Here is a 19867-nt window from a genome sequence, read left to right as displayed (position 1 = left end):
ATGATAGAACGTATTATGAGAGAAAACGACATGTTAGAAAAAGAAGAGATTTTTTCTAAAGTATTACGAGCAGGAAGAAGAACTTATTTCTTTGATGTGAGAGCTACTAAAGCTGATGATTACTATATCACGATTACTGAAAGTAAAAAATTTACTGAAGAGGATGGTTCTTTTCATTTTAAAAAACACAAAATTTATCTGTACAAAGAAGATTTTAGTGCTTTTGCAGAAATTTTAGAAGAAATGACTTCTTACGTACTGAATCACAAAGGCGAAGAAGTAATATCTGAAAGACACCAAAGAGATTTTAAAAAAGAATATAGTTCTGATAAAACGGAAGAGCACAGATCAAACTTTACCGATATTGATTTTGATGATATTTAGTCCCAGTATATAACTTTTTTTAAAGTACAAGTCCAATATGTCCTGCATTTTGGGCTTTTTTTATATATTTGAATCATCAAAAAAATAGTTCCTTCAATAAATCCACGGCAATGGAAACAAACTTATTAATATTACCCGGACTTGGAAATTCAGGAGAAAAACACTGGCAAACCTTTTGGCATAAAAAATTTAAAAACTCAATTAGGCTGGTTCAGGATAATTGGGACGAGCCTATTCGTGAAGAATGGCTGGAAAGATTAAATGAAGAAATAAGTAAACTGGAACGACCAACAATTTTAGTAGCGCATAGTCTGGCAGTTTCTTTGGTTTTACATTGGGCAGAAACAAACAATAACAAAAATATTATTGGAGCTTTACTGGTAGCTCCTGCTGATGTAGATTCACCCCAACACACACCCGAATGTATTCGTAACTTTTCTCCAATGCCCATTTCAAAACTACCATTTCCATCAATTGTTGTCGCGAGTGAAAACGATCCCTACGCTACTTTCGAAAGAAAACAATATTTTGCAAAAATGTGGGGAAGTGATTTTGTAAATGTGGGTCAGCAAGGACACATTAACTCTGATTCTGATTTAAAATATTGGGAAGAAGGACAATTGATTTTGAACCAACTGATAAATAAAACAAAGTGATTTTAAAGCGTTTTCAGTCTTATTTCACATACTTTGTAACTCAAAACCACTATCCAATTCGTAATCCGTTTGCTATTTTAAAATCGGGTGCGAGTAAAATCACATCATCCTCTTTGCCTACAGCCCCCAATACCAGACATTCGCTCATGAATTTTCCTATTTGTTTTTTAGGAAAATTTACCACAGCAACAATTTGCCGATTGAACAGATCTTCTTTTTGGTAACGTTTTGTAATTTGTGCAGATGATTTTCGGATACCGATTTCGGAACCAAAGTCAATTGTAAGCTGATAAGCTGGTTTTCTTGCTTCGGGAAAATCATTTATTTCGATTATGGTTCCGATACGCATATCGGTTCTTTCAAATTCATTCCAGGTTAAATCCATTTTATTTGTAATAATAAGTTTATTTGCAAACCTATTCATTTTTGTAAGTAATAACATTAATCCTATAACCTTTTTTTTTAGTTGCGGCTTTAACTTTACAAAACAAATTATTAAGGTAACCTAAAAGCGCTTAGATAGAAAATAGTCTTTTAAATATTCATAAATCCCTTAGAGGCCTGATTATTCATGGAGATGCTAATAAGAATGTTTTAATTATAGTAAGCTCACAAAAACTGCTAAAACTATCATCAACAATACTTTTATCGTTTATGAAGGCGCACCACACGGATTATTTTACACGGAAAAAGATCGGTTGAACCAGGACTTACTCGATTTCTTAAATGCATAAAGATGATTTATATCCAAAAGAACTTTATTGTTCTAAATTTCTTTGGATATATTTTTAAAGGTGTCACCTTTCTTTTCAGAATTAAAAGTTATTTTTGAATAACAAATTCTTAGAAAAAATGGCCCGAACTTCTTCAAATATGATTCCGCTTGGAACAATTGCTCCAAACTTCTATCTAAAAGACACCAATTCTAATTATGAATACTCTTTTGAAGATTTAAAAGGATCAAAAGGTACACTTATCATTTTTATGTGCAATCACTGCCCTTTTGTACTTCATGTAATCAAAGAAATTGTGATGATTGCAAATGATTATCGCGTACAAGGACTTGGAGTTATTGCTATTTCCAGTAATGACATTGAAAAATTTCCGCAGGATTCACCAAAAATGATGACTGAATTTGCTTTTGAAAATAAAATAGATTTTCCGTATTTATTTGATGCAACCCAGGAAGTTGCCAAAGCTTATGATGCGGCCTGTACTCCTGATTTTTTTCTGTTTGATGGTCAAAACCGTTTATTTTACAGAGGCCAATTAGATGATTCAAGACCCGGAAACGGAATTCCGTTAAGCGGAAACGATTTACGGAGTGCTATTGATGCTTTGATTTACAACAGAAGCTTAAACGAAACTCAAAAACCAAGTATAGGCTGCAACATTAAATGGAAATAAACATAAAAAATCCCATTCGGCAATCGAATGGGATAGTATTTAAAAATAATGATTCGTATTAAACATCTTATTATTTGACGTCCATTAATTCAACGTCAAAAATCAGAGTTGCGTGCGGAGGAATAACTCCACCAGCTCCACTTGGTCCGTAAGCCAAATCAGATGGAATTACAAAACGGGCTTTGTCCCCAACTTGTAATAAAGCAATACCTTCGTCCCATCCTTCGATAACCTGACCCTGCCCTAATCTGAATTCGATTGGTTTTTTTCTTGGATATGAAGAATCAAAAACTTTTCCATTTTCTAAAGAACCTTCGTAATGAACAGAAACTGTTTTTCCTGCTTCTGCTTTTTTACCCTCTCCTTTTTGAATCATTTTGTAACGTAAACCACTTTCTGTTTTATCGAAACCGGCTGCTAATTGTTCCATTTTTGCTTCAGATTCTGCTTTCAAAGCTGCTTCTCTTTTTAGACGCGCTCCTTTTAAGCTAATAAAAGCTTCAATCGCATTCCATTTTTGAGCTTCTTCACCCACTCTGATGATTTCTACATTTTCTAAAGCATCACCCTGAGCAACTGCATCAACTACATCCTGACCTTCGATAACATGACCAAAAACGGTATGCTTGTTATCTAACCATGAAGTTGGAACATGCGTGATGTAAAACTGAGAACCGTTGGTTGCAGGTCCTGAATTTGCCATTGCCAAAACTCCCGGGCGATCGTGTTTTAAACTTGGATGAAACTCGTCATCAAATTTATATCCAGGATCTCCTGTTCCTGTACCTTTAGGGCAACCACCCTGAATCATAAAATCCGGAATTACTCTGTGAAAAGTTAATCCGTCATAGAATTTTTGCCCCTGAGGTTTTACTTTATTTTCCATATTTCCCTCTGCAAGAGCCACAAAATTCCCTACAGTTCCTGGTGTTAATTCGTGTGCTAATTTTACTAAAATCGAACCTTTACCAGTATTGAATTTAGCGTATATTCCGTTTTCCATTGTTGTTATTTTTTAATTGGACGCAAATTTACAAATTAATTTTTTATCAATTTATGCTTTCTATTTTAGTATTTCTAACTTTCTGAAAGCTTCTTTTGTGGCAATGATTCTAACTGTGCGAAAGTCATCTATTTTAAAACTTTCACCCGGCTCGATATTCGTGGCAAAAAAATAAACTTTATCGTCTTTTTCGATATAACCAACGATCCATCCATTATCTATTTTATTATTAAATCCCCAGCCTGTTTTTCCTCTTAAAACGTATTGATCTGTCTTTTCGATTTCCATAATGTCTTTCATTATAGATTGTGTTCTATCAGAAATAGGCAATTCAGAGAAATATAATCTTCTCAAAAAATCAATTTGCTGCAGTTGTGAAATCTTTGATTCTCCCTGTAACCAAAAGTTATCAATAGTTGCGGGACCAAAAACCATTGTATTATAAGCTAACTTTTTCAGGTAAGACTTCATTCTTTTTAAACCTATTCCTCGTGCGATCTCCTGATAACAAGGCACACAGGAAACCTGAAATGCTTTTTTAAAGGTTAAATCCTGCTCCCATGCCTTTTGGCTTCTCTTCTCACCGTTCCATTTAAAAACTACCGAATCATTTTTTACAACTCCTGTTTCTAAAGCAATAATCGAATTAGGAATTTTGAAGGTCGATGCTGGCAAATGTCCTTTTTTTGCCCAGGTAAAATCATTGGAATAAAAGCTGTTTTTACCCAGATCAAAAATTAAAACCGAGCCTTTTATTTTTAAGCTATCCAGGATTTTTCCGAATTCCGGAACTACAACTTCGGCTGGTGCAGTTGTTTTTGTCTGGGCATTTACATTTATAATCCATAAAAAGAATAGTACAACCAGGATCCGTTTTTTCATTTAGCAGTTTATTTTTTAGCTTTTGATTTATAAGTAAGTCCGTAAACGGTTAATGCTAATATTGACAACCCAACACATCCGATTGTTACAGCGTGCCAGCCTCCTAATTTCCATAATAACAATCCATAAGCAGATCCGGCGGCAGTTCCCAGAAAACTAAACGCCATGAAAACGGTATTTAATCTGTTTCTGGCTTCCGGAAGTAAAGAATATACACGGGTTTGGTTTGAAATATGAACTCCCTGAATTCCTATATCAATAAATACAATTCCGATCGCAATTCCAATTACACTTTCTACTGAAAAATAAAAAATCAAAAAACTGATTAATATTAGTAAACAGCCATAGCCAACTGCTACCCTTGAACCTCCTTTGTCACCTATTTTACCCACTAATGGTGCTGCCAAAGCTCCCGAAGCCCCAACAATTCCAAACAAACCAATTGTTGCACTATTAAAATGAAACGGTTCTCCGGAAAGCAATAAAACCATAGTGGTCCAGAAAGCTCCAAACTGAGCAAAGCTGAATATATTGATTAAAGTTGCTTCACGCAGTACGGGTTGTGTTTTTATTAATGTAAAAAGTGACTGAATTAACTGGCCGTATGAGCCCTGAAACTGAGGTTTATTGAGAGGAAATGTATTCTGAATGACAAAAAAGATCAAAAGACAAATTCCGGCAGCGATATAAAACATGGACCTCCATCCGAGAAGCTGACCAATGAAACCGCTTAAAGTCCTGGATAGTAAAATACCAACCAATAAGCCGCTCATAATTGTCCCTATCACTTTTCCTCTTTGTTCCTGACTGCTTAATGCTGCGGCCAATGGCAAAATAAGCTGTGGTACAATGGATGTGATCCCAATAAGTAAGGAGGCAATTTGTACGATAAAAAAACTTTTTGCCGTAGCTGCAATGATTAATGCAATTACAGAAGCAAAAGTGGTCATTAAAATTTGTTTTTTTCGTTCAATTTTATCCCCTAACGGAACCATAAAAAACAAACCTAAAGCATATCCTGCCTGTGTAAGATAGGCTATGGTTCCGGCCTTGGCCTCGGGAATTTTAAACTCATTGGCTATTAAAACGATTAAGGGCTGGCAATAATACAGATTTGCAACTATAAGACCCGTGCAAACTGTCATAAAAAGGACATTCGTTCTGGATAAATTCATGTTACAAAAATACCAATCTAATGTTTAGCAAAACTTTAAAAAATGTATAAAATTTTCAAATTTAGAACTCAATAGGATCTAAATCTTGTCAATTCATCTAATTTTAATACTTCATAAAATCTTCACGCATCGGACTGAAAACATCTGTCAACATTCCTTCTTCCAGGCACAAAACACCATGAATTGCATGTGGCGGAATATAAAAACTGTCACCTTCTTTCAGTAATTTTGTCACTCCGTTTATGGTAACATCAAATTTTCCTTTTGCTACATACGTAACCTGCGTATGATAGTGTTCGTGTAAAGACCCTATAGCTCCTGCTTCAAAATAGACATTTACGAGCATAACCCGATTATCGAAGGCTAAAATCTTGCGTTTTACCCCTTCTCCAACCACTTCCCATTGAATTTCTTCTCCAAAAAGAAATTCAGCACTTGTCATAGAATGATCCATATTGCTTTTTTGAAAATTAATTACAAAACAAAAATAGTGCATTTTGACAAATTAACTTTGAAATAATATAATTTGTATGCACTCAGTAAAGCAATCCTCCTATAAATTAAAAACGCCAGACATATTATCCCGTTTAAGGAATATGCCTGACGTTTTTCACCTAAAAAAAATAATTTTATCTGACTAATTACCAGCCTATCTACTAGTTAACAATAATTTTTTTCCATGTTTTTTCCTGATCATTTTGCAATTCAATCAAATAAATTCCTGCTTGCAAACTTTTCAACGATACATCTACAGTATTAGATTTACCTTCAACATTAATGGTTTTAACCAATATTCCTGTTTGGGAATAAACTTTTATTGTATCTAACCCTCTTTCACTCTCAATACTAAAATTGCCGTTTGATGGATTGGGATAAACAGCAGCCGTTTTTAAACTAAAATCTTCGACACCCAAAGTAACTGATAATGGAACACTTACATTATATCCGCGATTACCTCCATGATTATTTAACGCATATCCGGCATTACCTCTTCTTGCCCAGACAAAATCAATAGTACTGTTGCCATAAGTAAACGTATAATCTTTTGCATCTCCGGTAGAAAATTTTCTTTCAGCGATTATAGTTCTGATTCCTGAAGTTACTGCATCAGAAGTTACTATCCAGTCTTGTGTTGCATCTGTATTTGGAGAGTTACCTTTTCCGGTCAAATTACCATCAACTAATGTATTTGTAGTTCCATTAACATACACAAAATCTTCTCCTGCTAGCATTCCGCCTCCCGCTCCAAAACTCCCAAACTGCAAAGCAAACCACCTGTCTGAAGGCCCGGTAAGTTTTAATGTTGCTTTTTGGGTGGTATTGTTTAAGGTCAAATTCGCCGTCATATTGGTAGACAAAGTGACATCTCCTGTAGTTTTTTGCTGGGCAAAACAGTTCATATTAATTATTAAAAGTCCTAAAAGAGTAATTTTCTTCATAATCAATTATTTAAAAAGGTTGATGATTTGTTCATTTTGAGAAAAAACAGCATATTCAAATGCTGTTTTTCCTTTACTGTCTTTAATTGTTTTGTCTGCTTTATATTCTAAAAGCAATTTCACCAAAGCGCTGTTCTTGAATTGTACAGCTAAGGATAATGCCGTTGTCCCATTAGCATCTGCTGCATTTGGATTGGCTTTTTTATCCAATAATAATTTTACTAATTCAAATTGGTTTTTATAGGTAGCAGCCATCATTGCCGTTCCCATATCAGAATTATAATTAAGGTCTTTTACATTTTCTATTAAGAATTTCGCAACCTCAACATTTCCTCTGTAACAAGCCAAAATCAAAGGACTAGTATTACTTTCGTTAAGAGAATTAATTAAATCCGGATTGGATTTGTTCAGATTTTGAATCTCTGTTAAAGTTCCGCTTCTGGCAATATCAAAAACGCTTTTGTCTTGTGCTTTGCTATTTAGAAAGCTCAGAAACAAAGTAAGTAAAACTAATTTTTTCATCGTTAAAGAGTTATCGAATTAATTAGCTTCAAGAACAAAATTCATTGAAACTTTTACATTTTCGGCAATTTTTCCTTTGACCAAACTTGGAATTTCAATTTTGTAATCCTGTGGTTTCACCGAAATTGCACTTGTAGCCAAAATTTTTGCTCCGTTTAAGGTAAGATTGATTTTGGTTTTTATCTTTTTTGTTACACCATGAATGGTTAAATCACCTTCTAAGTCATAAACAGTCTTTGAAGCAGATAGCTTTTTGGCATCAAAATCCAAAATCTTTCCTTTAAAAGTGGCCTTTGGAAATTTGGAAGATTCCATATAATTTTCATTAAAATGCTCTTCCATCAGTGGGGCTTTGAATTTGAATGATTTTATCAAAGTCAACGCTACAAAATCTCCCGTATTCTTTTCAAGAATACAGGAAGTTGTTTTGTTTGTTGCTGCCACTTCTTCAAAAGCAGGCATTGATGCCTCAAATTTTACTTCTCCCGCTCTGGTTATCATCTTTTGTGAAAAAACCAGATTTCCGGCCAATAAAAACAACACAGATACTATTACTTCTTTCATTTTATATTTCTTTTAATTTTTATATCCTTCTTTTTGCCAAAGTATAATCATGTCGATCGTTTGTCTGGGCATGGCTCCTGATCTGGGCATTACGCTTCCACAGGATTGGGTTTGATCTATTCTGCAAATTAAATCTCCGTTTTGGGTTGCATCTTTTACTTGTTCATACGTTTGTAAAGTTGGATATTGCCCGCCATCAGCATGACATCCCAAACAATTTGACTGTATGACAGGGGCTACATTATTTGTATAACTAGGTGCAGTAGCTGCTTCTGCTTCTGAAATTTCTTCGTAAGTTCTGGTTGTGCAGGAAACCAAAAATGCTGCACAGGTAAATAGTAGTATTAGTATGCTCTTTTTCATATTTTTTATCTTTTTTTAAAACGATCTGTACATGTTAAATCCAAAGTAAACCTTGCCTTTATTCCAATCTCCTGATGCGGTAGAGAATACGGCAACATCATTCATTGGCTGGCTATTAGAAACTACCAATTGAAATACGTGTCCGCCTGTTTCAATATCTAAACCAACTGTAAGTGGATTATGGTAAGGATCCAGGTCCTTTTCTTCTGTTATCACCCTAGCTGCGTACTCAAGATTTACACTCATTCTTTTGGCTACTTTGTATCGCAATCCTGCTGCGGCAGAAAAAACATTTTGCTGCTCTGCCTTGTCGTCATATAGGTTTTTGTAAACATTGATCAAACCTATTTCTGCTGAGAATTTTTCATTTACTTTTCTGGAAACCAATAATTGCGTAGTGAAAGCCAAACGATCAGAAAATTTTATATTTGGATATAAATCTTTTTCTAAAGCAGTATTAATATCCACCGTATTATATCCTACAATTGTAACAGGAAATCCGTTTACTTCCTGATTAGCCATTTTGTATTTAGCAGTTACCTCATACGTTTTATTGTACGTATGTCTGCTAGCCCCTAAGCTCAGCCAGTTTGTTACACCATAAATCCCTCCAAATTTTGTCAGGGCATTATCCAGACCAAAGAAATTATTAATTCCCTCAGACAGGTCACCAAAACGATGCGAAACAAGCATGTACCACTCTCCTTTGGCCGGTAATTTTGTTGATTGCATGTTGGCTATTTGTAAACCTTTAAAAGCTGCAATTTCAATCTGTTTTTCACTTGACTTAACAGTATCGAGTTCACTGAGTAAATCACCCTGGGCAAATAAATTTCCCGTTAAAAAAAACACAAGCATAAAGCCTAAAAAATTCTTCATTTTTATTTTATTAATTATTATTTACTACTGAACACTCATCTAATTTTATTTCTTCCATCAGGTCATCATATCCCACTACTCTGCCTTTCAGTGTTACTTGTTGGTCTTTTTTAACTGAAGGGATCGATTCTTTGAATTCACAAACAATTGTATTATCTATAATAACTTGTTTGTCTGTTACTTTGCTAATAACTCCATTGACAGTAATTGCTTTTTCGAGATATTTAGCATTTGACTTGTCGATATCCGAATTAAACTCTGCTGTTATGCTTTTTGAGGAAACATTAAAAACAGCTTCTTCTGAAGAGACGTTTCTGGCACCGCCATACCATACGTAATAATAACCACAAAGCCCAAAAACTGTGATTACTAAAGCTATTACTATTATTTTTCTTTTCATTTTTTTATTCTTTTAAAGAGATTCAATAGTAAAACAGCCCTGATACGAATTACCCTACCAAAGAATTATTGTTTTTTGAAAAAAAAATTAAAAGAAATACTGACGTACTTAAAGAGAAACCCTAAAACTCAGATTAGGAGTCCTTTGCAATGAAAATGTTTCAACATCCTCAATAGAGTTTGAAAGTGAATTTATTCGGTAATACTCACTAATTTCATTCTTCCTGTTCAGAATGTTCAGGATTGAAATTCCTAATTTGTATTGAATCCCTTTTGATGATTCCCATTTATAAGTTGAGGAAAAATTAACCTGTGAAAAAACATTCAAGTTCGTATTGTTAGGCTTGTTGTAAATCAATACAGGGTTTGCAAGATCCATTCTTGAAATATCGGGAGAAGTTTTGGGCCTGCCAGAGGACCATTTTGTTCCCAATGCAATTTTAAAATTGTTTTTTTCATAGATTCCTGCCCATGATAGCGTGTGTGCCAACTCAAAATTGTTTGGAAAACCCGGGTATTCATAATTATCAAAATGGTAATTATTATTATTATAAGTATAACTTAGCCAAGTCAGAAAATGATTCATTCTCTTTTGAATCAGAAATTCTGTTCCTACAATTTCATAATCACCGGTTGTTCGTACAAATTCTAACTGATTCTGAAAGCCCTGACTGGCAGTTGTTATTCCGTTTACTCTTTTATAAAAATTTTCGATGTCCAGGAGCCAGTCATTCTTTTTATAGAATAAATTCAGGGATACCTGCCTGCTTCTCTGAATTGGAATTGTAGAATTATTCGAAATAATCCAACGTCTTTTTTCAATACCAAAATAATCTTTTTGCAAATCAATAATCTGTTGGAAATTTTGACTTTTTAATTCTCCCAGCAGTTCCAGGTTCAAATTTTTATTAAAAGCATAATTAAATTGTATTCGGGGTTCTGCAATATACTTTTTGAATTTTTCAATATAGTTTAATCGTATTCCCGCACTCCATAGGATCCTAGAGAGTGTATCATTAAATTTCCCCTCTAAAATCAAGGCATGAGTCCTTAAAACATCTTTAGTTTTTCGATAAAAATCCGGATTATTTACTCTCTCTAAATTGGCGACACCGGTTTCAATAAACTGATATCCATTGTTAAAACTGAATTTTGAATTGATTATGTGGTTGTTTTCTAAATTAATTCCATTGTTGTCAACTGTATTTTCCTGAATAACTATCTGATTTTCATTCGTTGTTTTTTGGTTTCCCAAAAGTTCATAAGAAGAGTTGCAAATATTGATTTTAGTTGTATTGAAGCTATTCCACTTTCTTTTCCATGATACATTTCCACCATAATTTTGCTGACGCAAAATATTGTTCTCCGATTTGTTTATGCTGTTTACAGAAGCACTCTGAAATACTTTCAGGTTGTCTTTTATGGTTATAAAATCAACTATCAACTGGTCTTTGGTACCTATTTTTTGTACGTATTTAAAAGTTGCATCGTAGAAATCAAAATCTTTGTCACTTTGGTAATCGATATTTTGGGTTTTAGAAAAATCAGTAATCGTTGTATTTTGAAATACTTTATTAAAATATTCCCTGTAAGTTGGAGTTTCTACAAAATCGGTAATTGATTTTCGCCCTGAAACTTCAATATAACTCTTTTTTGAAAGATTGTATTTAGCATACACATCGGCATTGATCATATTGATTCCGGCACTAAAAGTATTTTTTTCTGTCTTTTCCGGAGTAGAAGAAATAGCTACCACACTCGAAACACTTTCTCCGTAAAAAGCAGAACTTCCGTTTTTAAAAATAGAAATCGTGTGTGCCAAATTAGGATTAAAGACCGATATTAAACCAAAAAAATGTCCCGTTTGGTACATTCTAATTCCGTTCCATAAAAATAAATTCTGGTCATGGGTGCCGCCACGAACATTAATACTTGATACACTTTCGTCCAGACTGTTTACCCCTGGAATCTGCTGCATGGCCTGCAAAGCGTCTGGCTCGATAAGTCCGGGCAGAATCCCAAATTTTTTTGGTTTAATTTCAAACGAACCCTCAATGTTTTTTGAAATTCCAGAAGCCAGGATCGTGTTGGTTTTAATTTCCTCAAGTTCTGTAATTTCAGATTCTAGTAGTATTTTCAGGCAGTTTTTAGAATCGAAATTCCGTATTATCACTTTTTTTGCTATAAAACCAATATGACTAATCGAAAAAATATTTTCAGCATCTTTTTCAAATTCAAAATAACCATTTGAATCCGTTGTAATTCGGGTTCCGTCATTTAAATGAATATTCGCATTTTCAATAGGTTTTCTGTCCGTATTTGAAAAAACATATCCACATATTTTTTTTGAATTTTTCTCTTTTTTATAAATATTAATAAATTTATTATCCAGATTTTCAAAAGACAAATTGGTTTTTTCAGTAAGATATTGCAGAATTTGTTCAAAGGAAAGTGATTTTTTGGGGCGAATTAATTGTACTCCTGCAACATTCTCTTCGGTATAATTAAAATTTACATGATATCGCTGCTCAATTTCAATCAGTATGTTTTTCAATGGCATTGTTTTTCCTTTGCCCTGAGCTAAAACGCTAAGGACAAGGAAAAACAAAAAAAACGAAAAATGAAATTGTTTGGGAGCCAACATCTATTTTTCGTCAAAAATTATTTTATTTTCTGAAACTTTTTTTGCTTCTAAATGATAGGTTGTACTTATAATTTGTAATGCTACTTTCAGGTTTTTAGTAGGCAATTTGCCCGTAAACAATGAAGTTGTATCTTTTGAATTTAATTCAATCGTAATGTTGTATTGTCTTTGAACTTCGTCTAACAAACTTTTTATATTCTCCTTATTAAAACAGATTTGGTTGTTCATCCATTCTGGCCTTACTGATTTAACACGAGTATTAAACTGCTTTCCGTTTTCGAAAGTAACACTTTGACCGTGGGTCAGTATGATTTGTCTACTGGCGTAATTTACTTTTACGCGGCCTTCATAACAAATCACATCGAACCTGTTTTTTCGGGCTCTGACATTAAACTGGGTGCCTAAAACAGCTACCTCTCCAAGATTCGTCTGTACGACAAAACGTCTGCCTTTAGAAACCCTGAAATAAGCCTCTCCTTCCAGTTCAAGATGTCTGTTGTTGTCCCAGTTCCATTTTTTATAACTTATTTCTGATCCCGAATTCAGGACAACTTCAGAATTATCAGGTAATAAAAAAGTAGTTCTTTCGCCGAAATTTGATGTTTGTGTTTCTGGTACGAAATTTTTCATCACAAAAGTTACTCCAAGTGCCAAAACAAAAATAGCCGCAACACGTAACATCCACTTCTTGTATAATGGAACTACTCTTGGAGTTCTTTTTTTCTGTTGAAGAATGTTCGACAGCATCGCATTTTCATCAAAATCATCTACTTCTAAATGAGCCGTATAGTTTTTTATTTTTTGGTATTTTTCGAAATCGGGACTCGCTTCAAATTCGGCTAATTCTTTCTCCAATAAATCATCATTTAACCATCGGGCTAGCAAATCATTTTTTTTCATTGTATTACTCATTATATTATTAAAACAATCAGGGTTAGATTTACCCTACTTTTTATAAATCAATTTCTTTACGTAAGTTTAACAAAGCCAGATGAATGCGTTTTTCTACTGCTTTTACGCTAATATCTAATTCAAGGGCAATTTCGCTATATTTTTTTTTGTCAATCCGATGCATCAAAAAAGCTACCCGATGTTTTTCGTTTAAATTTCCAATAGCTTTCAAAAGTTTATCCTGAAATTGTTTTTCCTCAAGGATATATTCCGGACTTTCATTGGTTCTGTCTAATGTATTGAAGTTTTTTTCATAACGTAAAATAACTTTTTGATGTGCAATTTCATTTAAAGTACTGTTATTTGCAATAGTATAAATATACGATTTTGCTTTTTCTACAGGTACGGAAGAGCAGTTTTGCCAAAGTTTCATAAACGCCTCCTGGGCAATATCTTCTGCCTGGTCTTTATTACCAAATTTATAAAAAAGAAAATTCCGAAGTGCTTTAATATGACTTCTAAAAAAAGATGAAAAAACTATTTCGTTACAGGTATTTGATTGGTTTATGTTTAGCATTAGCAGTAATATCTTTCAATTTGGACTTTGCAAAAGTATTTCTTTTTAATTTAAGTAGGGTAAATGCAAAGTAAATTGTTTTTATTAATATATATAGGCATTTTGTATCATAGCTAACCTAAAACCTTATTCTGTCTGGACTATTAGGTATTTTTATACTATTTTTTTTGGAAAAAATTAAAGCTCATTAATCGAAATATTTTAAGAATTTAAAAATTGATGTAAAAATTGTTAAAACCAGAATTCCTAATTTAATTATCTTTGTAAAAATTAATGTATGTCACGCTTCCAAAAATATTTATCGATAGTGGGGTTACTGTTCTTTTTTTCTTGTCAAAGCGAGATAGAAGACCAGAATCAAGATACCCAGACCATTACGAATACCACACCCCTTACTTCTTATTTACAAAGGGTTGCCATGGTAAAAACGGTACAGGATAATTTTATAGATGGTTCCACTTATTGTACTATCAAACTACCGTATACAATTACTGTCAATACTGCTAAGATTGCTATAAATACTACTGCTGATTACCAAAAAGTACTGGATAATATCAACGCAAGTACTACTGATGATGATATTGTAAAAATTGATTTTCCAGTAACAATGGTTTATTATAACTATATAGAAAAATTACTGCCAACTGAAGCCGATTTTGATGAATTAATTGATTATTGGAATCTTTACCCTGATCTTTTATCTAAAATAAATGGTTTAAACATCCACTATCCTATAACAATAAACATTTATAACAGTTATAATCAGGTCGCAAGTTCTGTCTCTATTACAAGTGATCAGGTCTTTTTTAATTTTATAAAAAACCTGAATTCGAGCCAGTATATTTCATTAAGTTATCCTATTTCCATAACAGATTATAATTACCAGACAAAATCGATTAGAAATAATTTAGAGTTCGAAAATGCAATTAAATATGCAATGGATTATTGCACAGAAAACAATCTAAATACTTTTGACTTTGACGAAATTATTACAAAGGGTTCATGGCACATATCCTATTTTTATAATAAGGCAGAAAAAACATCCGAATACGCTGATTATTCTTTTGTTTTTAAAAGTGATAAATCTGTGATCGCTACAAAAGCAGGCGTTTCTCAAACAGGGCAATGGGAAAGCAATGTTGTATACGGTGTGAGAAATTTTAAAATCAGTTTTAGCTATGATTACTTATTGCTTCACAAATTAGATTACAGCTGGAAATTGTTCGAACTTAATAATTCCCTGATACACTTGCGTGATGAGAGTAACGGCAACTATCTTTATTTTGAAAAAAACAAATAATTACGGTAAACAATTTATTTGAAAAGTAATTTATTATAAAAAACTGATTCTCAAAGTTACGAAGAAAGGTTTGAAGTTCGATAGCGTTTTGTTATTTACAATTTTTCCTTCGGTATCCATTTTCCCCTTATGCCTGCTATTAAAAGCTGCCTTTCTTTTTGAAACTTAGCTTCAAGCGTCTTCATGATTAACAAAAGCTGTTCATGCACCGTTTCTCCGGAAGCAGAAGCCGTAATAAGCCCAACCCGTTTAGTTGAAAAAATGGTCGTTGAGACGCACCATTCGAGAGCGTTTTTTAAACTACCCGGCAAACTAAAAACATATTCGGAAGTACATATTATAATTCCCTCAGCAGCTATAATTTTATCTCTGAATAAAACCACATTTTTCGGTGGATAATCTGTATCAAGATCCGGATTAAAATGTGGAATTTCGGCCAGACTTTCAAATATTTCATTCTTCGAATTTACCTTTATTTTAATGTTTATTGAATAGCTACAACATCTTTATGTATGAGTTTCAGTTCGTCTGTCAAGTTATTGTTTTTAAAATACATTTCTAATTCCAACAGTCTTTTATTGTTGTCATATTTAATACCCGAATTTAATTTTCTCTGACAAACAGAACATAATCTTATAGACCCCTTGTCTGTTTCACTCATACTATTGGTTCCATTCATTACACAATCAGCATAAATACAATGGTGTAAACCAAACATGTGACCAATTTCATGGGAGCTTATTTTTAGCAGCCGTGATAAACAAAGATTAAAATTATCAGGAGCCAGTTTTCCATCTTGTAATCTGTAAATAGAACTTACTCCTACCTTATCTCGGTAAGAAGCTAATCCAAAAACAAAATTCCATTCGGGTTTAGGATACAAATCAACTTCTGTTAATCCCATCAGGGCAATTCTGTTTAAAGGCTTGTCTTGTTTCAAAACATTATTTAAAATATATCCAGCTAAAAACTGTTGGTTATTTTCATGTCCCATTCTTTGTGCAGATTCAGGAATTACATCATTGGAAACTATTTCCAACGTTTTTGTTTTTAACTGAAAGTAAATTTCGAGATATTCTCTAAGTAGTTCTATTTGTTTGTTTTGCAGGGAATTAAAATTCCCAATGGGTCTGATGTAAATAATATTGGATCCAGTAGTGGGAACAATATGTTTTGAATTCATGAACTGCTCATAACTCTGACCTTTCTCTTTATGAGAATACAACCAATCACCCTCAACCGGTTTTGCCAATTCAACATCATTTTTTTTAATCTGATCGAAATATTCATCTCCATCCTGTTTAACGCATGTAGTACAGATGAGTATGATTATGGGAAGTGCTATTTTTTTCATATAAATCTGGGGCTTATCAAAGCCAAAAATAAATAATCGAAACCTAAAACCGTAACTATTTTTATGGAATTTTCTTATTTATAATGAGTTTAATTTTTGTGTTTAAAGATTTTGATTACAAAAAAATAACTGGATTTTTAATGCTCCTTATTGCATTACCGGTCCTTTATATACTATTCTTGCAGGTTCAAATAGCCAAATTTTTTTCTGAAATGGAATGACTATCTTTGTATACAAATTCACAAAATGAAAGCAAAAGACAATTCCGGAAAGAACAACTTACATCTTCGAAACCTTCACCGTTCGCGATATGATTTCGAACTTCTTATTTCGAATTGCCCGGAGTTAAAAACACATGTTTTCATCAACATTCACGGAATTGAAACAATTGATTTTAGTAATCCTGATTCTGTAAAAGTTCTTAACAAATCTTTATTGCAGACCTATTACGATATTCAAAATTGGGATATCCCGAAAAATTACCTTTGTCCGCCTATCCCTGGAAGAGCCGATTATATTCATTATTTAGCCGATTTATTGGCTGAAGCAAACAACGGAAATATTCCGCTAGGATCCTATGTTTTGGGCTTAGACATAGGAACCGGAGCAAACTGCATTTATCCAATTTTAGGAAATGCAATTTACGATTGGTGTTTTGTAGGTACAGATATCGATGAAATAGCAATAAAAAACTGCGCAAAAATTATTGAGGAAAATCCAAAACTGACTGAAGCAATTAGTTTACAACAGCAAACCGAGTCCCGTTTTATATTCAAAAATATTATCACACCAGAAGACCGGTTTACTTTTACGATGTGTAATCCGCCTTTTCATGCGTCAGCCGAAGAAGCTAATAAAACTACAACAAGAAAAGTTGCCAATTTAAATCCGAAAGAAAAGAAAATAACAAATCCGGTTTTAAACTTCGGAGGCCATAATGCCGAATTATGGTGCAATGGCGGTGAAATTGGTTTTATAACTCAAATGATTTATGAAAGTGCCAAATATGCCATGCAGTGCCAGTGGTTTACCACTTTGGTTTCTAAAAGAGATAATCTTTCGAGCATTTACAAAACCCTAAACAAAGTAAATGCTGCTTCTATAAAAACAATTGATATGGCTCAGGGCCAAAAAACAAGCCGAATTGTAGCCTGGACTTTTTTAAGTGAAGCACAACAAAAGTCCTGGAAACTTTGAAATATACCTTAGATTGAAGAAAACATCAAAACCAGTTTTGGAATGGCTCACATTATATTGCCGGGTCAAATTCAAGTATGCTAAAAATGATGCCATGATAGATTTCTTAGAATAAGGACAACTTAACATTAAAAGAATTGAAACTTTGTATCTTTACAAAACTAATTTTTTCATCATTCCAAAATGAATTTTCAGGTATCCTCAGAATATAGTCCAAAAGGAGATCAGCCTCAGGCAATCCAAAAATTAGCACAAGGTATTGTTGATGGCGAAAAATACCAGACTTTGCTGGGTGTAACGGGCTCAGGAAAAACATTTACGGTTGCTAATGTCATTCAGGAAGTTCAAAAACCTACTCTTGTTTTGGCGCATAATAAAACTTTGGCTGCTCAGTTGTATTCAGAATTCAAGCAATTTTTCCCTAATAATGCCGTAGAATATTTTGTTTCTTACTACGATTATTATCAGCCCGAAGCTTTTATGCCTGTGACTGGTGTTTTCATCGAAAAGGATTTATCTATCAATGAAGAACTGGAAAAAATGCGTTTAAGCACAACTTCTTCTTTACTATCCGGACGCAGGGATATTTTAGTCGTTGCTTCGGTCTCTTGTTTGTACGGTATCGGAAACCCCGTTGAATTTAAAAAAAATGTAATTGAAATATCAAGAGATCAGGTTATTTCCCGAACTAAATTATTACACAGTCTTGTACAAAGTTTATATGCCAGAACTGAAGCAGATTTCAATCCCGGAACTTTTCGGATTAAAGGGGATATTGTCGAAGTATATCCAAGTTATGCCGATGATGCCTATCGAGTTCACTTTTTTGGAGATGAAATCGAGGAAATTGAATCGTTTGATGTAAAAACTGCACAGGTTATTGAAAAATTCAAAAGACTGACGATTTACCCTGCCAATATGTTTGTGACTTCTCCTGATGTCCTGCAAGGCGCTATTTGGGAAATCCAGCAGGATTTAGTAAAACAGGTGGATTATTTTAAAGAAATCGGAAAACATCTCGAAGCCAAACGTCTGGAGGAACGTACTAATTTTGATCTGGAAATGATTCGTGAATTGGGTTATTGCTCCGGAATTGAGAATTATTCCCGCTACCTGGACGGAAGAGAAGCCGGAACAAGACCTTTCTGTCTACTGGATTATTTTCCAAGTGATTATTTAATGGTAATTGACGAAAGTCACGTAACTGTTTCACAGGTGCATGCTATGTATGGTGGTGACCGCAGCCGAAAAGAAAACCTGGTGGAATACGGTTTCCGTTTGCCCGCCGCAATGGATAACCGGCCTTTGAAATTTGAAGAATTCGAAGCCTTACAAAATCAGGTAGTGTATGTTTCTGCAACTCCTGCCGATTATGAATTGCAAAAATCAGATGGTATTTATGTAGAACAGATTATCCGTCCAACCGGACTATTGGATCCTACTATTGAAGTAAGACCCAGTTTGAATCAGATTGATGATTTAATTGAAGAAATTCAGGTACGTTGTGAATTGGATGAAAGGGTTTTGGTAACCACCCTGACCAAAAGAATGGCCGAAGAATTAGCCAAATACCTGACTAAAGTAGGAGTTCGCTGTCGTTACATTCACTCAGAAGTAGATACTTTAGAGCGCATCGAAATCATGCAGGATTTACGAAAAGGAATTTTTGATGTATTAATTGGTGTCAACCTGCTTCGTGAAGGCCTGGATTTGCCAGAGGTTTCGTTAGTGGCTATTTTAGATGCCGATAAAGAAGGTTTTCTTCGTAATCACAGGTCTTTAACACAGACTATTGGGCGTGCGGCCAGAAATATAAACGGAAAAGCAATTATGTATGCGGATAAAATCACAGCCAGTATGCAAAAAACAATTGATGAAACCAATTACCGAAGAACCAAACAAATTAATTTCAATACCGAGAATGGCTTAACACCACAGGCATTAAACAAAAAAATCGAAAGTGCTTTTACCAAAAATCCATTGGTTGAATATGAATTGGGACATACTTTACCTGCAGCTGCAGAACCCGAAACAGCCTACTTATCAAAACCTGAATTAGAAAAGATGATTCGTGAAAAACGTAAATCAATGGAAAAAGCGGCAAAAGAATTAGACTTTTTACAGGCGGCCAAATTACGTGATGATATTAAAAAATTACAGGAACAACTTTCTTAGAAACCTTTATGTTTCTTTCAAAAAACCTTAATTTTGGAGTTCTTACAATATCCATC

Annotated in this window: 22 protein-coding genes; 6 read left to right on the top strand and 16 right to left on the bottom strand. The window is 33.8% G+C overall.

Annotation, left to right across the window (positions count from 1 at the left end; translation table 11 throughout):
• The first annotated feature begins 15 nt into the window (after positions 1 to 15).
• The gene (locus DMB65_RS20225) at positions 16 to 384 is read left to right on the top strand and encodes a PUR family DNA/RNA-binding protein (RefSeq protein WP_110308456.1); all 369 of its coding nucleotides are present in this window, start codon (positions 16 to 18) and stop codon (positions 382 to 384) included.
• Between the two features lie 110 nt (positions 385 to 494).
• Positions 495 to 1040: an RBBP9/YdeN family alpha/beta hydrolase gene (locus DMB65_RS20220; RefSeq protein WP_110308455.1), complete on the top strand. Its 546-nt coding sequence runs from the start codon at positions 495 to 497 to the stop codon at positions 1038 to 1040.
• A gap of 49 nt (positions 1041 to 1089) precedes the next feature.
• Here the strand turns inward: DMB65_RS20220 and DMB65_RS20215 are convergent, their stop codons facing one another.
• Positions 1090 to 1425, bottom strand: a complete 336-nt coding sequence (locus DMB65_RS20215) for a tRNA-binding protein (RefSeq protein WP_110308439.1) — start codon at positions 1423 to 1425, stop codon at positions 1090 to 1092.
• A gap of 467 nt (positions 1426 to 1892) precedes the next feature.
• On the opposite strand from DMB65_RS20215, the gene DMB65_RS20205 reads away from it, so the two are divergent.
• On the top strand, positions 1893 to 2447 hold the full coding sequence (locus tag DMB65_RS20205) for a thioredoxin family protein (RefSeq protein ID WP_110308438.1): 555 nt from the start codon (positions 1893 to 1895) through the stop codon (positions 2445 to 2447).
• A 70-nt stretch (positions 2448 to 2517) separates the two neighbouring features.
• Here DMB65_RS20205 and DMB65_RS20200 read toward each other — a convergent pair whose 3' ends face one another.
• From DMB65_RS20200 to DMB65_RS20140, 13 genes are all read right to left on the bottom strand, one after another.
• Positions 2518 to 3450: a peptidylprolyl isomerase gene (locus tag DMB65_RS20200; protein WP_110308437.1), complete on the bottom strand. Its 933-nt coding sequence runs from the start codon at positions 3448 to 3450 to the stop codon at positions 2518 to 2520.
• 60 nt (positions 3451 to 3510) lie between these two features.
• Entirely contained in the window at positions 3511 to 4332 is an 822-nt protein-coding gene (gene blaOXA, locus DMB65_RS20195) for a class D beta-lactamase (protein ID WP_110308436.1), read from the bottom strand.
• Positions 4333 to 4340: 8 nt separating this feature from the next.
• Entirely contained in the window at positions 4341 to 5507 is a 1167-nt protein-coding gene (locus DMB65_RS20190) for an MFS transporter (RefSeq protein WP_110308435.1), read from the bottom strand.
• Between the two features lie 103 nt (positions 5508 to 5610).
• Positions 5611 to 5961 carry a cupin domain-containing protein gene (locus tag DMB65_RS20185; protein WP_110308434.1) on the bottom strand — a complete coding sequence of 117 codons (351 nt, stop codon included), beginning with the start codon at positions 5959 to 5961 and terminating at the stop codon, positions 5611 to 5613.
• Positions 5962 to 6163: 202 nt separating this feature from the next.
• Positions 6164 to 6946 (bottom strand): T9SS type A sorting domain-containing protein, encoded by a 783-nt coding sequence (locus DMB65_RS20180; RefSeq protein ID WP_110308433.1) that lies wholly within the window; start codon positions 6944 to 6946, stop codon positions 6164 to 6166.
• A gap of 6 nt (positions 6947 to 6952) precedes the next feature.
• Positions 6953 to 7468 (bottom strand): ankyrin repeat domain-containing protein, encoded by a 516-nt coding sequence (locus DMB65_RS20175; protein WP_110308432.1) that lies wholly within the window; start codon positions 7466 to 7468, stop codon positions 6953 to 6955.
• Between the two features lie 18 nt (positions 7469 to 7486).
• Positions 7487 to 8032, bottom strand: coding sequence for a YceI family protein (locus DMB65_RS20170; protein WP_110308431.1), 546 nt, complete (start codon positions 8030 to 8032; stop codon positions 7487 to 7489).
• Positions 8033 to 8044: 12 nt separating this feature from the next.
• Positions 8045 to 8395 carry a hypothetical protein gene (locus DMB65_RS20165; protein ID WP_110308430.1) on the bottom strand — a complete coding sequence of 117 codons (351 nt, stop codon included), beginning with the start codon at positions 8393 to 8395 and terminating at the stop codon, positions 8045 to 8047.
• 15 nt (positions 8396 to 8410) lie between these two features.
• Positions 8411 to 9274 (bottom strand): DUF5777 family beta-barrel protein, encoded by an 864-nt coding sequence (locus DMB65_RS20160; RefSeq protein WP_110308429.1) that lies wholly within the window; start codon positions 9272 to 9274, stop codon positions 8411 to 8413.
• Between the two features lie 10 nt (positions 9275 to 9284).
• Positions 9285 to 9674: an OB-fold protein gene (locus DMB65_RS20155; RefSeq protein ID WP_110308428.1), complete on the bottom strand. Its 390-nt coding sequence runs from the start codon at positions 9672 to 9674 to the stop codon at positions 9285 to 9287.
• Positions 9675 to 9782: 108 nt separating this feature from the next.
• On the bottom strand, positions 9783 to 12233 hold the full coding sequence (locus tag DMB65_RS20150; protein WP_230470733.1) for a TonB-dependent receptor: 2451 nt from the start codon (positions 12231 to 12233) through the stop codon (positions 9783 to 9785).
• Positions 12234 to 12317: 84 nt separating this feature from the next.
• Positions 12318 to 13217 carry a FecR family protein gene (locus DMB65_RS20145; RefSeq protein WP_110308426.1) on the bottom strand — a complete coding sequence of 300 codons (900 nt, stop codon included), beginning with the start codon at positions 13215 to 13217 and terminating at the stop codon, positions 12318 to 12320.
• A gap of 52 nt (positions 13218 to 13269) precedes the next feature.
• Complete coding sequence (locus DMB65_RS20140; protein WP_110308425.1) at positions 13270 to 13785, bottom strand: RNA polymerase sigma factor; 516 nt, start codon at positions 13783 to 13785, stop codon at positions 13270 to 13272.
• A gap of 277 nt (positions 13786 to 14062) precedes the next feature.
• Between DMB65_RS20140 and DMB65_RS20135 the strand changes: the two genes are divergently transcribed.
• Positions 14063 to 15085 carry a hypothetical protein gene (locus tag DMB65_RS20135; protein ID WP_110308424.1) on the top strand — a complete coding sequence of 341 codons (1023 nt, stop codon included), beginning with the start codon at positions 14063 to 14065 and terminating at the stop codon, positions 15083 to 15085.
• A 95-nt stretch (positions 15086 to 15180) separates the two neighbouring features.
• Here DMB65_RS20135 and DMB65_RS22545 read toward each other — a convergent pair whose 3' ends face one another.
• Both DMB65_RS22545 and DMB65_RS20125 read right to left on the bottom strand, forming a co-directional pair.
• Complete coding sequence (locus DMB65_RS22545; protein ID WP_230470731.1) at positions 15181 to 15468, bottom strand: NADPH-dependent FMN reductase; 288 nt, start codon at positions 15466 to 15468, stop codon at positions 15181 to 15183.
• Positions 15469 to 15569: 101 nt separating this feature from the next.
• Positions 15570 to 16439, bottom strand: coding sequence for an archaemetzincin (locus DMB65_RS20125; protein WP_110308423.1), 870 nt, complete (start codon positions 16437 to 16439; stop codon positions 15570 to 15572).
• A 246-nt stretch (positions 16440 to 16685) separates the two neighbouring features.
• On the opposite strand from DMB65_RS20125, the gene rlmF reads away from it, so the two are divergent.
• Both rlmF and uvrB read left to right on the top strand, forming a co-directional pair.
• Entirely contained in the window at positions 16686 to 17636 is a 951-nt protein-coding gene (gene rlmF / locus DMB65_RS20120) for a 23S rRNA (adenine(1618)-N(6))-methyltransferase RlmF (RefSeq protein ID WP_110308422.1), read from the top strand.
• Positions 17637 to 17819: 183 nt separating this feature from the next.
• Positions 17820 to 19811, top strand: coding sequence for an excinuclease ABC subunit UvrB (uvrB, locus tag DMB65_RS20115; protein ID WP_110308421.1), 1992 nt, complete (start codon positions 17820 to 17822; stop codon positions 19809 to 19811).
• Positions 19812 to 19867: the final 56 nt, after the last annotated feature.

Origin of the sequence: Flavobacterium cheongpyeongense (assembly GCF_003202435.1) — a bacterium.
In the GTDB taxonomy this organism is placed as follows: Bacteria; Bacteroidota; Bacteroidia; order Flavobacteriales; family Flavobacteriaceae; genus Flavobacterium; species Flavobacterium cheongpyeongense.
This window is presented reverse-complemented; position numbering and strand designations above follow the sequence as displayed.

Excerpts from the sequence above, each read along its gene's own strand:
- DMB65_RS20225 (WP_110308456.1), top strand. The coding sequence starts at position 16 with ATGAGAGAAAACGACATGTTAGAAAAAGAAGAGATTTTTTCTAAAGTA.
- DMB65_RS20220 (WP_110308455.1), top strand. The coding sequence starts at position 495 with ATGGAAACAAACTTATTAATATTACCCGGACTTGGAAATTCAGGAGAA.
- DMB65_RS20215 (WP_110308439.1), bottom strand. The coding sequence starts at position 1,425 with ATGGATTTAACCTGGAATGAATTTGAAAGAACCGATATGCGTATCGGA.
- DMB65_RS20205 (WP_110308438.1), top strand. The coding sequence starts at position 1,893 with ATGGCCCGAACTTCTTCAAATATGATTCCGCTTGGAACAATTGCTCCA.
- DMB65_RS20200 (WP_110308437.1), bottom strand. The coding sequence starts at position 3,450 with ATGGAAAACGGAATATACGCTAAATTCAATACTGGTAAAGGTTCGATT.
- blaOXA (WP_110308436.1), bottom strand. The coding sequence starts at position 4,332 with ATGAAAAAACGGATCCTGGTTGTACTATTCTTTTTATGGATTATAAAT.
- DMB65_RS20190 (WP_110308435.1), bottom strand. The coding sequence starts at position 5,507 with ATGAATTTATCCAGAACGAATGTCCTTTTTATGACAGTTTGCACGGGT.
- DMB65_RS20185 (WP_110308434.1), bottom strand. The coding sequence starts at position 5,961 with ATGGATCATTCTATGACAAGTGCTGAATTTCTTTTTGGAGAAGAAATT.
- DMB65_RS20180 (WP_110308433.1), bottom strand. The coding sequence starts at position 6,946 with ATGAAGAAAATTACTCTTTTAGGACTTTTAATAATTAATATGAACTGT.
- DMB65_RS20175 (WP_110308432.1), bottom strand. The coding sequence starts at position 7,468 with ATGAAAAAATTAGTTTTACTTACTTTGTTTCTGAGCTTTCTAAATAGC.
- DMB65_RS20170 (WP_110308431.1), bottom strand. The coding sequence starts at position 8,032 with ATGAAAGAAGTAATAGTATCTGTGTTGTTTTTATTGGCCGGAAATCTG.
- DMB65_RS20165 (WP_110308430.1), bottom strand. The coding sequence starts at position 8,395 with ATGAAAAAGAGCATACTAATACTACTATTTACCTGTGCAGCATTTTTG.
- DMB65_RS20160 (WP_110308429.1), bottom strand. The coding sequence starts at position 9,274 with ATGAAGAATTTTTTAGGCTTTATGCTTGTGTTTTTTTTAACGGGAAAT.
- DMB65_RS20155 (WP_110308428.1), bottom strand. The coding sequence starts at position 9,674 with ATGAAAAGAAAAATAATAGTAATAGCTTTAGTAATCACAGTTTTTGGG.
- DMB65_RS20150 (WP_230470733.1), bottom strand. The coding sequence starts at position 12,233 with ATGCCATTGAAAAACATACTGATTGAAATTGAGCAGCGATATCATGTA.
- DMB65_RS20145 (WP_110308426.1), bottom strand. The coding sequence starts at position 13,217 with ATGAAAAAAAATGATTTGCTAGCCCGATGGTTAAATGATGATTTATTG.
- DMB65_RS20140 (WP_110308425.1), bottom strand. The coding sequence starts at position 13,785 with ATGCTAAACATAAACCAATCAAATACCTGTAACGAAATAGTTTTTTCA.
- DMB65_RS20135 (WP_110308424.1), top strand. The coding sequence starts at position 14,063 with ATGTCACGCTTCCAAAAATATTTATCGATAGTGGGGTTACTGTTCTTT.
- DMB65_RS20125 (WP_110308423.1), bottom strand. The coding sequence starts at position 16,439 with ATGAAAAAAATAGCACTTCCCATAATCATACTCATCTGTACTACATGC.
- rlmF (WP_110308422.1), top strand. The coding sequence starts at position 16,686 with ATGAAAGCAAAAGACAATTCCGGAAAGAACAACTTACATCTTCGAAAC.
- uvrB (WP_110308421.1), top strand. The coding sequence starts at position 17,820 with ATGAATTTTCAGGTATCCTCAGAATATAGTCCAAAAGGAGATCAGCCT.